The 13,443-nt window shown below is 68.3% G+C and carries 6 protein-coding genes and 3 pseudogenes; 3 read left to right on the top strand and 6 right to left on the bottom strand.

All coding sequences use genetic code 11. From position 1 onward, the window contains the following. The first annotated feature begins 87 nt into the window (after positions 1 to 87). Together ABD858_RS33910 and ABD858_RS33905 are read left to right on the top strand one after the other, a co-directional pair. A pseudogene (locus tag ABD858_RS33910) lies at positions 88 to 1,091 on the top strand (IS5 family transposase). Between the two features lie 145 nt (positions 1,092 to 1,236). Continuing rightward, positions 1,237 to 2,190 carry an IS481 family transposase gene (locus tag ABD858_RS33905; RefSeq protein WP_345033722.1) on the top strand — a complete coding sequence of 318 codons (954 nt, stop codon included), beginning with the start codon at positions 1,237 to 1,239 and terminating at the stop codon, positions 2,188 to 2,190. On the opposite strand, the pseudogene ABD858_RS33900 reads toward ABD858_RS33905, so the two are convergent. Beyond that, a pseudogene (locus ABD858_RS33900) lies at positions 2,182 to 2,370 on the bottom strand (DUF5655 domain-containing protein); the annotation flags it as partial. The gene ABD858_RS33905 and the pseudogene ABD858_RS33900 overlap by 9 nt on opposite strands. 44 nt (positions 2,371 to 2,414) lie before the next feature. Here ABD858_RS33900 and ABD858_RS33895 point away from each other — a divergent pair. Further along, positions 2,415 to 2,600: pseudogene (locus ABD858_RS33895) on the top strand (DNA-directed RNA polymerase subunit alpha); the annotation flags it as partial. A 196-nt stretch (positions 2,601 to 2,796) separates the two neighbouring features. Here ABD858_RS33895 and ABD858_RS33890 read toward each other — a convergent pair. The 5 genes from ABD858_RS33890 to ABD858_RS33870 form a co-directional block, all read right to left on the bottom strand. Beyond that, entirely contained in the window at positions 2,797 to 4,053 is a 1,257-nt protein-coding gene (locus ABD858_RS33890) for an argonaute/piwi family protein (protein WP_345033724.1), read from the bottom strand. Between the two features lie 185 nt (positions 4,054 to 4,238). Further along, a complete protein-coding gene (locus ABD858_RS33885) occupies positions 4,239 to 5,534 on the bottom strand; it encodes an HNH endonuclease (RefSeq protein ID WP_345033725.1) in 1,296 nt (431 codons plus the stop codon). Positions 5,535 to 5,730: 196 nt separating this feature from the next. Then, the gene (locus tag ABD858_RS33880; protein WP_345033727.1) at positions 5,731 to 9,240 is read right to left on the bottom strand and encodes a DEAD/DEAH box helicase; all 3,510 of its coding nucleotides are present in this window, start codon (positions 9,238 to 9,240) and stop codon (positions 5,731 to 5,733) included. Next, positions 9,225 to 9,950, bottom strand: coding sequence for a hypothetical protein (locus ABD858_RS33875; protein ID WP_345044168.1), 726 nt, complete (start codon positions 9,948 to 9,950; stop codon positions 9,225 to 9,227). Before ABD858_RS33875 ends, ABD858_RS33880 begins: the two co-directional genes overlap by 16 nt. Before the next feature lie 400 nt (positions 9,951 to 10,350). Then, on the bottom strand, positions 10,351 to 13,434 hold the full coding sequence (locus tag ABD858_RS33870; protein ID WP_345033729.1) for a pPIWI_RE module domain-containing protein: 3,084 nt from the start codon (positions 13,432 to 13,434) through the stop codon (positions 10,351 to 10,353). Between the last annotated feature and the right edge of the window lie 9 nt (positions 13,435 to 13,443).

Here is a 13,443-nt window from a genome sequence, read left to right as displayed (position 1 = left end):
AGCTGGAGTACTAGGGCGCGTATCGAGTTGTGATCAATTTGCGGGATTCGCCCTCGCGGCGGGGCCTGATCCGGTAGATCGTCTTGCATGACGCGGGTGCAGTTGACGGACGAGGAGTGGGAGTTCATCGAGCCGTACCTGCCAATCGGCAGGTTTGGCCCGTACCCCGAACGGCTGCGACAGCAATTCGAAGGCGTGATCTGGCGGTTCAGGACGGGCGGGCAGTGGCGGGAGATGCCGAAGGAGTTCGGTGCCTGGCCGACCGTCCACAACCGCTTCCGGCAGTGGAGGGATGCCGGCGTCTTCGAAGCCCTGCTGGAGGGCCTGATCGCGGAAGCCGCGAAGCGGGGTGAGGTGGACTTGTCCCTGGTCAGCGTGGACTCCACCACAGCCCGGGCCCACCACGACGCTGCCGGTACCCATCTCGGCCAGGACGTCATGACCGCTCTGGAGAAGGCCGCCGTCGACGAGGAGAAGGCCCGGCAAAAGGGGGCGGCCCGGAAGAACAAGACGGGCAGGACGCCGGAAACGACCCCGAGCGGGAAGAACGACGGCACATCCGGCGCCGGCGCAAACTCCGGCTGAAAGCCGCCCTGCTCGGACGTTCGAGGGGCGGGCTGACCAGCAAGGTTCATCTCGCCGCCGACCGGAAGTGCCGTCCTCTGGCGTTCGTCCTGACCGCGGGGCAGGCCGCGGACAGCCCGCAGTTCATCCCCGTGCTCAAGAAGGTGCGGGTCCGCCTGCCCGTCGGCCGCCCCCGCACCCGCCCCGACGCGGTTGCCGGCGACAAGGCCTACTCGTCCCACGGAAACCGTGCCTACCTGCGGAAACGCCGCATCAAGGCGGTCATCCCGGAGAAGAAGGACCAGGCCGCCAACCGGAAGAAGAAAGGCAGCAGGGGCGGTCGGCCCGTCAGCCACGACGCCGACCTCTACAAGGAGCGGAATGCCGTCGAGCGGCTGATCAACAAGCTGAAGGCATGGCGAGGCATCGCCACCCGCTTCGACAAGACCCCTGAGAGCTACCTCGCCGGCCTCCACCTCCGCGCCTCGATGATCTGGATCAAGGACCTCACGCGGACCACCCCTTGATCACAACCGAATACGCGCCCTAGCTGTTCTGTCTCGGGAGGTTGTGGACAGTGACAGGGGTCACGGCTGACCAATCTTGAAATGGGTGAGGGCCTTCTGGCCTGGTGTGGATTGCGACATCTGCACCAGCAACAGAAAGGCCCTCGTGCCCCACCGTAATGCACCCCTGAGCGAAACCGGCCGCCTGCGCCTGGCCCGCTGCGTCGTCGACGAGGGCTGGACCCTGCGCCGGGCCGCCGAACGCTTCCAGGTCTCACCCACGACAGCCCAGCGGTGGGCCGGCCGCTACCTCGAGCTGGGCGAGGCAGGCATGACCGACCGGTCCTCACGCCCGCAGCGCAGCCCGCGCCGGACCCCGACCCGCACCGAGCGGCGCATCATCAAGGTCCGCGTCCTGCGCCGGTGGGGGCCGGCCCGCATCGCCTACCTTCTCGGGCTGAACCCCGCGACCGTCCACCGGGTCCTGACCCGCTACGGCCTGGCCCGTCTGACCCACCTGGACCGTGCCACCGGCCGCGTCATACGCCGCTACGAACGTGAACGCCCCGGCGAACTGGTGCACGTGGACATCAAGAAGCTCGGCAACATCCCCGACGGCGGAGGCCACAAGACCCTCGGACGCCAGGCCGGCCGCAAGACCCGCTCCGGCGTCGGTTACAGCTACCTGCACAACGCCGTCGACGACCACTCCCGCCTCGCCTACAGCGAGATCCTCGGCGACGAGAAGAAGGAGACCGCCGTCGGATTCTGGCAGCGGGCCCACGCCTTCTTCGCCCAGGCCGGGATCACCGTCGAACGCGTCCTGACCGACAACGGCTCCTGCTATAAATCCCACCTGTGGCGCAACTGCCTCACAGAGCAAGGGATTTCACACAAGCGGACCCGCCCCTACCGGCCCCAGACCAACGGGAAAGTCGAGAGGTTCAACCGCACCCTCCTCGACGAATGGGCCTACGCACAGCCCTACCGGAGCGAGACCGAGCGACGCGAGGCATACCCCGCCTGGCTGCACACCTACAATCACCACCGCGGACACACCGCGCTCAAGGGCCAACCACCCGCCAGCCGCGTCCCTAACCTCACGGGTCAGTACACCTAGCAGCGTCTCCATGTGCGCCTCGACGAGACCCTGCACATCTGCCTCGACCTCAGCAAGACGCGGCATGACCTCGCTCACGCCGCTTTGCGATGCGTCCGTCCGGAACAACTTCAAGCCGACCACCCCCGTTATCGCATAGGAGATGGACAACGTCGGACGGGCGGAGAATTGTTTCCGCAACCAGCACGAGGCACGTGAAGAACGTGTGCCGGAGGCCCGATCGACTGGTTCAGCGCTCCGAGGCTTACCTCCCGGACGTCCGCAACTTCGGTGCGAAGTCCATCGCCGAGGTCATGGAAAAGCTCCCCGGGATGGGCCTGGCCCTGAAGGACAGCCCGCCCGGATTCAACCCGCCCGCCGCCGCCTTCGACGCGGACGCGGGCTTCGTGGAGACCGAGCAGTACCGCTGAGCCGCGCCGGTCATAAGACAAAGCGTCCAGGGACAGGAGAACCTCACCGCTGTTTCGACGCCCTCAGGGGACCTCGGGCGGGTCGCGCCAACGTACAGCCAGGTGGACAGCGCCGAGTGCCGCAGGTCGTACAGCCGTTTCGCCGGCAGGGAGCTGACGAGAAGGGGGCGTTGCCCGAGGCCGGCACCTCGTGCATTCAGATATAGAACTTGAACTGAGGCAGTGGCTCCCGGTCTGCGGGGATCTCCCTCATGATCTCGCCGACCAGCCCGGAGAACTTGATCGTGATCGGCAGGAGTCCGCCCAATGCGGCCGAGTTCCAATTGAGCTTCGTGAGCGCGAGGACTTCCTTCAGCAGAGCATCTCGCGAAGAATCCTGTCCGACATGGTCTGCGACCTGGAGCGGCGCCGGAACGTGCATCCCGTGGAACTCGTTGAGCGCGGATATGTAGCCCGTCGTGTACAGGTAGTCCAAGTCACCGAAAGTGAAACGGGTTCCGCGCAGCGGCGGGTACTTCGATGTGGTGATGAGACGTACCCGGCTCTGCACCTCAAGCGCCATCAGGTCGTAGCGCCGCACACGGGACTCGATCGCCGCGCGGAAGCCGTCACGTTCGTCCGGCCAGTAGCGCGAGGTCTTGTGGACCACGATGCGAGCCGGGGTCTGCTTCATGGCTGCCTCGTACCGGTCGAGTACCAGGGCCATCAGCTGGTGCGCGCCGTCAGCCGTCAGGTGAGGCGAACGACTCCCGGTCTTGTTCGGATCCCACTCGAATTCGTGTCCCCGGAGAACCAGTCCTTCCCCTCGCTCGTCAAACACCTGCACGAGGCTGGTCTGCATCGTCGCATCCGCGCTACCCAGTGGCCGATAGAAGCCGATGCCGACGTAGCAGGTCCCAGGCGTAAGGCCGTACGGACTCCACGGATAGCCTCCCGCCTTGCAGTACATCGCGGTGAAGAAGTTCCAGGCGATGCGGGAGGGCGGTGTCCTGTCGCGCCCGTCGAGCGCGGGCGCTCGGACGATCTGCGTTGGTATGCGGAACTTCATGGCGCTCGCCTTGAGAGCCCGGCGCAGGTCGCGATGGACCGCGCCGGTCTCTTTGCCGGTGTAGTCGGCCGTGCCGCAGCGCGTCACGATCTGGTCGGACAGCGCGATCACGACGTAGTCGGGGACGCTGTCACGCTCTGCCAACTGCCGGAACTTGGCCTCGAACAGGGTCAAGGCAGCGTGGAAGCGGTCCTTCTGCGACTTGATCTCCAGTACCTGCCGCAGTTCGGTCTGCCCCAGTTCTTCATTCCACGCGTCGTCGAACTCCAGCGACGAGAAGAACCCGCGGTCGGGCATCCACCCAGGGAACTCCGGGTTGTTCAGATCCCCGCGTACGCCCTCGGCGCGACTGCTCATCCAGGTACGGGCCGCCTCGACGAGCTCGGCGGTACCGATCAGCCCCACGCGCAGCCGGGTGGGATGGCGGCCCGATGCCGTCCAGGAACGCGGCCCGTAGCGTGCGATGCCGGCCTTGGGGTCAATGTGCAGGCCGTCGTCGGCGAACTGCAGCAGCGGTTCGGGAAAGTAGGTGCTAGCGATGAGCGACGGGGAGCCGGCGGGCGAGATCCTCGGTGGAGCAGGGCGTGCCGTCATCGCAGCGTTTCCTCCGCGTCGTCGTCTTCGTCGGCGGCATCATCGTCCTCGCTCAGACCCTCCGCCTCGGCCCAGGTGAAGAGGTCGTCCACGTAGTCGACATTCTTGAAGGGCATGTCGTGCTCGGGGGGAATGCCCGGCCAGCGCACCTGTCCGCTACTCAGCGATGTCGAGACGATCAAATTCTGCCTGTCCGTGCCGAAGGGGAAGAAAATCCGCGGAGTGCTCCTGCCGAGGAAGTCCCGCCAGAACTGCACTTCGCCCAGGAGGTCGTGGTTGAAGAGGCGGGACTTCTTCCGGGTCACCTGCCGCCCGATGTACTTGGCCTGTATGGACTCGAAGCCGTCGGAGGTGACACGCAACTCGGGTCTGACGCTCAGGCACCACTGGTTGTCACCGATGAGGAAGAAGCGCAGCGAAACAGCACGGTGAAGCCAATAGTTGCGAGCCTCCCCGGTCGCTCGCTTCTTGGGCTGCCATACGACGCTCCGGGTCGCCCTGCTGGCATTCAACGGCCGGTATGGCACGGAGCGTTCAACGCCAGCAGCCTCCGGTTCGAAGTAGTAGCGGTGGTGGTCGTGGTCGAGCCGCAGTCCGAGACGTCCGGTGAGTTTGTTCAGCGACCGGTTCAGCAGCGCGACGTACCACCCCAGCCTGTCGGGATCCGTCCACCACTCCTTGGTGGAGAAGCGCTCGGTCTCCGTGCACGCCACCACGTCGACGAACGGGTTGCTGGTGTCCCGCAAGTCCTGGAATGCCCACAACCGCCCCTCACGCAGGATGAACGGCGTCATCGTCCCAGCAGATGCCGCGGCTGGCCGGACCTCGTTCTCCCGGCCGACAGAGCAAGGAGCTCCGTAGATGTAGCGCGGCATCTGCGTAACCGGCAGCACGTTGCTGTACACGGTGTCGTTGACCATCGGGGGCAGCTCCGTCGGCACGTTGGAACGCCCGCCAAGCCTGCGCTCGATCCGCTGTTCGTGAGTCTCCTTCATGGCGTGCAGACGCTCCACCGTGTACTTCGCCAGCGCACCTTCGGAGTCGATCAGCTGGTGATGCTGATTGCACAGCAAGATCAGGTTCTCGTACCGATTGCGCTCCTCCGGCGTCAACGGTGAATCGCCCCGCGGACCGTTCGGGCTCTCCGCCACGATGTGGGCCATCTCGCCAAGCACCACAACGGGGTCTTCCGGCGTCCCCTGAGCCGTCAGCAGTAAGCCGCATCCGGGAAAGGCGCAGATATTGCCGGAACGCTGGGTCAACTTGCGTTGCTGCGCGACAGGTACGGCCACAACACCTCCTCCAGGTAACCCACATGCTACGGACGACCTCTGACAAAGGCCCTCCCTCGCACAGGAGTGCGAACCATCGGGGCTCCGCTGCGTCGCAGCACCCGCTGGTGGGTCGTCACCGCGTCGGCCCAGCCTCTGATCTGCTGACCACTGGTTGTGCTGTCTTCGCTCAGTTCCTCGACCTGCTCGGCGAAAGCTACCGGGCGCGCCGGGTGGTGATGAGCTGACCGTTGTGGAGGCGGTGGTTGAGGTCGAGGCCGCTGTCGAGCATCGCGAGGACATCGAGGTGGCGGTCGGCGGGCACAGTCGCCACCCGGCGACGGTCGCGGCCGACGCGGATGGTCGGGTGGCGCTCGCTAGGCCGTGCGACGCTGACCGGGCCGTCGGGTGTCCCTGCTGCCAGCCGAGTTAGCGGGGTGGTGGCGGCGCGGTTGTCGAGGAGCTGGTTGATCGGGTCGGAGGGGGTTCGGACGTAGTCGAGGAGGTCCTGGACCTCGTAGTCGTTCGCCTCGTACTGCCGTGTCCAGCCGTCGATGTGGTGCTGGGCGGTCCACTGCCGCAGGCCGGCCGACCGGTGCCCCAGGCGGGCGGCATCGCGGCCGAGGAGGTGGGCGATGCGTCGGGAGGTGATGCCGGAGGTGAGCAGGGTCAGGGCCTGCTCGGTGTCGACGCCGTGGCGGATGTGCCAGGCGGTGTGCGTGTTGAGCCTGGGTGCGCCGGGAGAGAGCACGGGACTGGTGTTGACCAGGTTGATGAGGGCGCCGACGGTCCAGCTCAGGGCGTGCCCGAAGGCGGTGCTGATGTTGCGTACCGCCTGTTCGAGCGCCCACCCGGCAGCGACGCCGGGCTGCCAGGAACGGGCGAGGTCGGGGATCGTGGTGCCGGAGATCCACTCGCGGAGCGCGGGGGCGATCGGGACGTCCATCTGTGTGCCCCGTGTCTCCTTGTCCTTAAAGCTCCAGGTCTTGGTGACCTCCGGGACGTGGTCGAGTAGACGGTCGAAGACCTGGTGCTCGGTGAGGAAGTCGAGGGTGCGTTGAAGCGACCATTCCTCCGGTTCGGCGAGCCGGTCGCCTCCGATGGCGTCGTCCACCGTGTGCCGGTCGAGCAGCACGGCCAACTGGTTCGCGAGCCAGTCGAGGTAGCGGGCCGACCCCAGGCTGGTGCCGGTGGCGGCCCACCGGCCAGCCTGGGCCGGGTCGGTGGTCTCGAACACGGTGGCAACCTTGTCCGCGAGGGTGAGCCACCGGCTGGTTTGCCGGCCGTTGCCTCTCTGGGACAGGGCGAACAGTGCGTCCAGGGCGTCGATGGGATTGCCCTGCGGCGTCGGCGAGGAAGCGTGGAGCTGCAGGACGAGCCAGACAAACGAGGCGAAGTCTGCGGCGATACCATCCGCCAGCGCGAAGACTCCGTCAGCGTCCTGTCGCAGGGTGTCCTCGGCGTCAGCGAGTGCGGTCAGGGCCTCGTCGGTCAGCAGTGCGGAAACGACGCGCAACTGCTCCGGGTCGGGGTTGAGGGAGTCGAACTCGTCGGGGCGGGGCGGGTAGGGGCGGGTCAGGAAGATCCACCCCTCGCTCTCCCGACCAGCCCGCCCCGCGCGGCCGATGGCGTTGAGGAGCTCGGCGGGGGACAGGGTGCGCTGGCCGTCGTAGGTGAGCGGGTCGCCGTCGACCTTGTGGTGGATAATGACCGTGCGCACGGGCAGGTTGACGCCGTCGGTGAGGGTGCTGGTGCTGGCGATCGCCAGGAGCTCGTTGCGACGCAGCGCGCCCTCGACGGCGTGCAGGACATCCTCGGGCAGGGCGCCGTGGTGGTAGGCGACGCCGTGCCGGGTGCAGCGCACTAGCGGGTGTTCCGTGCCGAGCGTGTCGGCGAGGTAGTCGGTCAGAGCCTCGGCTTCGGGCCGCTCGGGCAGGCACTCGGCGATGGCGAGTGCCGCGTCACGGGCTGCCCGCCGGGTGCCGACGACCATCAGCACGCTGCCGACCGCAGTGAGTTCCGCGGCGCCAGCGGCGAAGACCTGGTAGTCGGCGATCCCGCCTGGCAGACGGGTCCGCGCGTTCCACCGGCCTGCGGAGCCGGCGAAGCGCCGCGTGCCCACCTCTCCGGTAGTCAGTCGGGCGATGGCGGACGAGGCGGTCGGCCGGACATCGAGGAGGGTCTCGACGGGCACGGTGGCGAGCACCGGCGAGGCATGCTTTGCCGTCGGTCGCCGCTCCGTCAACTCGGCCTGCTCCGCCATGAGGTTCGGATACATGAGCCCGTGCATCCGGCGCGGGCCCCGCCAGGTGTCGGTGAAGTAGACCTCCCGTTCGGGGCGCTCCGGGTCGAGCCACGAGGCGATGTCGCCCTTATTGCCGACCGCCGCGGACAGCAGCACGAGTCGGATGTCCCTGCGAGCCTGCAGCAGCGTGAGCAGGCTCTCCAGCACGAAGCCGCGCCGCCCCTGGCCCAGGTGGTGGGCCTCGTCGACGACGACCAGCCCGACCTCCGCCAGTGCTTCGCCGGGGTGGTTGCGGATCATGTGCATGAGCCGCTCCGGGGTGACGATCTCCACGTCCCCGCCGTCCGGCTGGGCCGAGGAGGTCCAGGTGCCCAGCGGAAAATCCGGTTGCTCTGCAGCCAGGCGCCGCCCGAGCACCCGCAGCCGGCCCCGCAGTGTCCCGCGCATCTCCCGCCCCAGGCTGCGCATCGGCGACACGTACACCACGCGCCCGGGGCGCTGCGCCAGGTGCGAGCAGATCACCAGCTGCGCCATCAGCGTCTTGCCCGCGCTGGTCGGCACACTGATCAGGCTTCGAGACGTCGCCGGGTCGAGCGGATTGCCGCGCTTGAGCATCAGGAGCTGGCGCTGCGGCGGCCAGAGCGTCATCACTGGCGGCTCCGACAGTGCGAAGCTCCGCGACACTGCCCGGGGAGTGCCCGGGGGGAGCAGTTGGTACAGGCTGCTGGCCGCCATCTCCCCGCTCAGCTGGTACAGATGCGCGGCAACCCACCGCGCGAGCCGATCGCCCCGGCCGGCCGCCTGCGTCATCACGTCCCGCAGCAGCCGCTGCGCCGCCAACAGATCCCGTTCCTCGCCCACTGCCAGGAACTGGTACAGGTGGAAGACGGCCTCCACAACGGCCTCTGCGGGCCCGTACATGGTCCCCGCCAGGGACTCGCGGCGCATCATTGCCCTCACCCCACGCAGCTGCCGCCTCCACGCACGCAGCGCCCGGCCCAGCTCCGGGCGGTCGAAGCCGAGAAAGATGACGCCGGCCTCTACCGACAGGGTGCCGATGTGCCCGCGCAGTTCACCGGTGATGTCAACGAGAGCGTGGACCTGCCGGTAGACGGCGGTGGCGTTCGGGTCCTGCTCGCTGCGCCGGTATCCGGCTTGGGCGGCGAAGGCGATCTGGAGCCGCTCAGCCTCGGGTCTGCGTTCGTCGCCCAGGGCGAGGTCCATCAGGTGCGCGCTTGTGGCGAAGGCTCGCCGCACCTGCACCGCGTCGTAGCCAGGAGTCTCCGGGGCGAGCGCCGCGAGCCCGTGCAGGTACCACGCCGTGGCGAGGGTCTCGTCCTCGATCTCCCGCTCACCGCGGAAGGCCGCGACCTCTAGCTCGGTCATCGCCGCCAGCAGGTCCGGTGCGCTGGGCAGCACCCCGCCCGCCCGGTGCTCGCCGAGCGCGGACGCGAGTACCTCCAGGTCTAGAGTGCGCTCCACACGTACCTCCTCACGTCCTTCGCGAAGTCTTCAAGATCCTCGATCGCCACCACTACGCCCTGCAGCGCGCCCGGGTGGGTGTGGGTGGTGAAGTGCTGGTGCGAGCGCTCGAAGGCCGTGTCCGGGATGTATTCGGCGTCGAGAGCGATGCTGACCCCGCCGTTCCCCGACACCTTCGCGTCCACCCATTGCCGAGCTATTGAGGCAACGAACTCCCGGGTGTCGGGGGCCAGCTCCCGGCCTCCCCACGAGATCTGACCCAGGTACCGCGCCCCCCAAGTGTTCAACTGCTGCCATGCCTTGCGGATCGTGTCGCTCGGCTTCGTCTTTTCCGCGGTGAATTTCTTCATCTCCCACAACCGGAAGACGAACCCCAGCTCGCTGCCGGGCACTCGGTGGATCACCAGCCCGTCCGGCCCGCTGTCCGTCACCGTCGATGAGGGCGGGTCCAGGATCTCTACGCTGCGCCCCGGCTCGGGGGGAAGGTCGCGGGTGGAGAGATACCAGAGCCACTCGCCTACGTAGCCAGTAATGCCGGTGGTGTCGTTGGCCTCGAATACCGGGCCGGCGTAGAGCAGGACGTGGGCGCGATCGGGGCCGGTCAGCGGGGGTGCCGGCCAGGGCGCTGTCGCGCCAGAGCCGGTATGCGAGGTCGTCCAGGTCGGTACGGGCCCGCATGATCTCGTCGGCGATGATCCAGGCTGCCGCATCAAGGTCCTCGGGCTCCGGCCCGATGGTTACCACCAAGTCCCACGGGCACACCTGTCCGATGCCGCGGCTCTCCCGCTGAGTGAAGTCCACAAGGCGGCCTCCGGCGGCCCGGGCGCGCTCCATGGCCTGCAGTGCGGGTATCGACACCCGTCCCCACCCCCGCTCCTGACTCGGTGCCGAGCCCCGCGGCAACACGGATCACCCTACCCAGCAAAATCTGGTCTGTGAGGGCGGATACTGCGTGAGCGTGGCCGCGGGCCTGCTGCGGGCGCGGCCGTGCGAGTGCCGGACTCGCGTGGCCGCGGCCCTGGGCGCGGCGGCCACCGGCCGTATGGCACAGCGACTGAACGGTCATGATCGGTGATGGCTACCCACCGTCACCACCGAATACGGCCAGACCTACATTTCGAACAGTTGCAGCTGCCCTTCAGTGTCGACGTCGAGTGCCTCCAACTCCAAGTTCGGCACAGGCTGTTCCACCGGCGATGCGTCCTGCGCGTCATCCAAATCGTCTGAAGCGTCGGATTGGACCGTGGCCCCTGCGTCTCCCGTTTCCGCCTCGTCGTCCTTCGGTGTCGGCAGTACGTACTCCTGTGCCAGGCCGGCCAGGTGAAGTGGCAGGGGCAGGGCAAGCGCCTGGTCGTAGTCCGAGGGCTGGCGCAGAATATGGGTGAGAAGCGCGAGGGACCTAGGGTCGTCGCCGTCGTCCCGATGGCAACCGACGACGGCGATCTCCAGCAGCCCCGGCATCCAGGCCGCCTGGCCGGTGTCGATGGTGGGTTCACCCTTGCGCTTGCCCTGAGCGATCGGCCGGGGCGAGAGCTTGTCGGCGGTCACCGCCGCGTGCTTGAACTGCACGGGCTTGGCCGTCGTACTGAAGAACACGCGGGCGTCTTCAGCGGCATCCTCTGGCACCCACAAGCCCTGCTGGATGCCGTTCGCCTTGCCCTCCGGGGCTCTCCCCCACCACTGCGGAGTTTCGTTCCGGGCGCCTGCGCGGACCCGGACCATCCGCAGGTCGGGGTCGAGGCGACGAGCGGGAGCGAGGCCGTCCTGCAGGCGATCCCGTTCGATCCGGCCGTCCTGGAGCCAGGTCCAGTGCGAGCGGGCGTTGTGGGCCTCGGCGAACAGGACGGTTGGTGCGGTGCGTAGGGAGGCACGCAGACCCTGAAGCCACTCGGCGGCCTCACGGCGCTGCCGTTCACGTTCTTGGTAGCGTTTCGGGCGCTCGGTCCCACTTTCCGTCTGCACCTCCGAGGTGTCGGCCTCGTCGTCCTGTGAGCCGCGCTGGCTGGGCAGAACGGGCTTGACCTCAGCTTTTGTCGTCAGCCTCAGCAGGAGTTCGGGGTAGGGGACCCAGGCGCCTGCGCCGGAGCGCGCCTCGGGGTCCCAGCCTTCGACACGGGCCGCGTCGGTGCCGGCCGGATCGGGGGTGATCATGACGCCGACCGGGAGGTACGCGGCCCAGCGATTCCGGGTCGTACGGTTCTTACGGACCATCCACAGTGCGGCATGCCGCAGTCCGTCGGGCAGTCCGTCGTCCTCGGCGAGCCGGGGGAGGGTGCGCGCGCCGAGCTGCCGCAGGCCGTCGTTCCAGGCACTTAGCGTGCGGTGCCGCAGGCTGGACGCTGTTTCCGCGCCCTTGCCGTTCTCGCCGCCTGCTTCGGGCACCGTGGTGAACTGTGTGACGAAGCCTGCCTTGCCACAGCCGAGTCGCATGGCGAACTTCGGGTCGTGCAGTCTGCTTGGATATGACGCGGCGCGGCCGATCTCTACCAGGGCGAGGGCCGGCGCTTCGGTAGTGCGTTCCGCAGCCAGCCACTGTGCGGCGCTGTCGCGGCGGGCCACTGTCGCGGCGGTCACCTGGACGTCCTTGATATGGGTGCCGGTGGGCAGGTCGAGCGGGGCAAGGAGGCTGTCGGCAGTACGGTCACTGAGCGCGACGAGCGGGCGCATGCAGCGGACCCGCACGGTCAGCTCCGGAGCGGACCACTCGTGCACGACCGGCGCGCCGGCCGTGGCGTCGTCGTACTGCTGTGCGGTGAAGGACCCGCCGTCGCCCTTAAGGCCCAGAAGCTCACCGAGGGAGGCCAAAGCGGCGTCGCGCAGCCGCGGCGACTGCCACAGCAGCCGTGCCTCAAGCACGGGAGCGCCGCCCTGGCGCGCTACGCCGTCGAGAGCGTCCAGCGCGTAGGCCGTCGCCAGCCGGCGCTGAGCGCACCGTTCCGCTTCGACCGTCTCCTTGTCGCCCTTGGGGATGTTCGCGGGCGTGCCTCGATCGATCAGCGCGAGGTCCGGGGCGCGGCGCAGTTCGGACGTGAGGGCGCCTTCCGCCCAGGCTGTGAGCTGTGAGAGCTGGTGTGCCATGAAGCCGGGGCCTACGTCGTGCCGCCCCATAGCGGTGCGGTACAGAATGCCGGCTCGGGCATCGTCGCGCAGCCAGGACGCGGGGTCGGTCAGGATCGCGTCGGCGTCCGGGAAGGGCTCGCCCAGGGGCAGTCCGGCGAGCATCGCTGCGGGGCCGCCCGCGCGCCACCGGTCGGCGAAGTCACCCTTCTCACCCATGTCCTTGTCCCAGTAGCGCTCCAGAGCGGCGACGGCGAACCGCTCGCTGCGGGGCGTGCCCGGCAGGAACGGCCTGCGCGGACGCAGCAGGACGGTGGTGCTCGCACCCCACGGGAGGCGCAACCGACCCGTCTTGGCGTTGGTACGAGTGGCCCAGCGGCGAACCGACCAGCGGAGGTTGAAGCGCGGCAGCGGGTCGAACGGCACGGTCTGGAGCGTGATCGACAGCGTCACCGACCACCAGGAGTCCTGCTTCTCGTCCGGCCCGGGGAACCGGATCGGTTCGGAGACGAGTTGGGCACCCTGGTCACGTGGTCCACGTGGCATGGCCCGGAAGATGAGCTGCCCACCGTCGTACGGGTACGGGCCTAGCGCGAGGATCCGCCGGGCCAGCCAGTCGGGGCTGAGGCTGTACTGGTGCGGTGACGGACGTGCGGTGCCGCCATCGGTCGGGACGTCACGCGGCAGGAGTTCATGGTGGACGGTCTTCCAGCGCGGCGGATGGGCGGCCAGTTCTGCGATGGTCTCCTTCAGCAGGCCGCGGTACTCGGGCTCGGGCCGCAAGTCACGCAGCCAGTGCTTGAGCACGGTGTCCAGGACAGGGCCGGGGAGCGGGTCGGGGAGGTCGGCGGGCGCACATAGCCAGTGGGCTGGCGCGCCCGGGTCACGGTCGTAGAAGGGGCGTGGCAGCGCGAGGACGTCGGGCGCGAAAGCCTGCAGGACCTGTTCCAGGCGCCAGGTCGGTGCTGTCTTCCACGGCTCCTTGCCCGCTGCCACCCGGGGCGCGTTGCAGAGAGTCAGGACGGCGTCCCGCCACTGCTCGGGGAAGGGCAGGACGCGGTAGGGCACGGTGTGAGAGGCCAAGGCGTCGGCCGGGCGCCAGGCCGTGGTGCGGGCGGAGCGATAGACGGGTGGCATGGGACGGCT

The sequence above is a fragment of the Streptomyces sannanensis genome, from assembly GCF_039536205.1.
In the GTDB taxonomy this organism is placed as follows: Bacteria; Actinomycetota; Actinomycetes; order Streptomycetales; family Streptomycetaceae; genus Streptomyces; species Streptomyces sannanensis.
Note: the sequence above shows the minus strand (reverse complement) of the source record. Positions and strands in the feature narration are given on the sequence as shown.

Coding starts and splice junctions, on each gene's coding strand:
- ABD858_RS33875 (WP_345044168.1), bottom strand. CDS start 9,950: ATGCGGCAGCCTGGATCATCGCCGACGAGATCATGCGGGCCCGTACCG.
- ABD858_RS33870 (WP_345033729.1), bottom strand. CDS start 13,434: ATGCCACCCGTCTATCGCTCCGCCCGCACCACGGCCTGGCGCCCGGCC.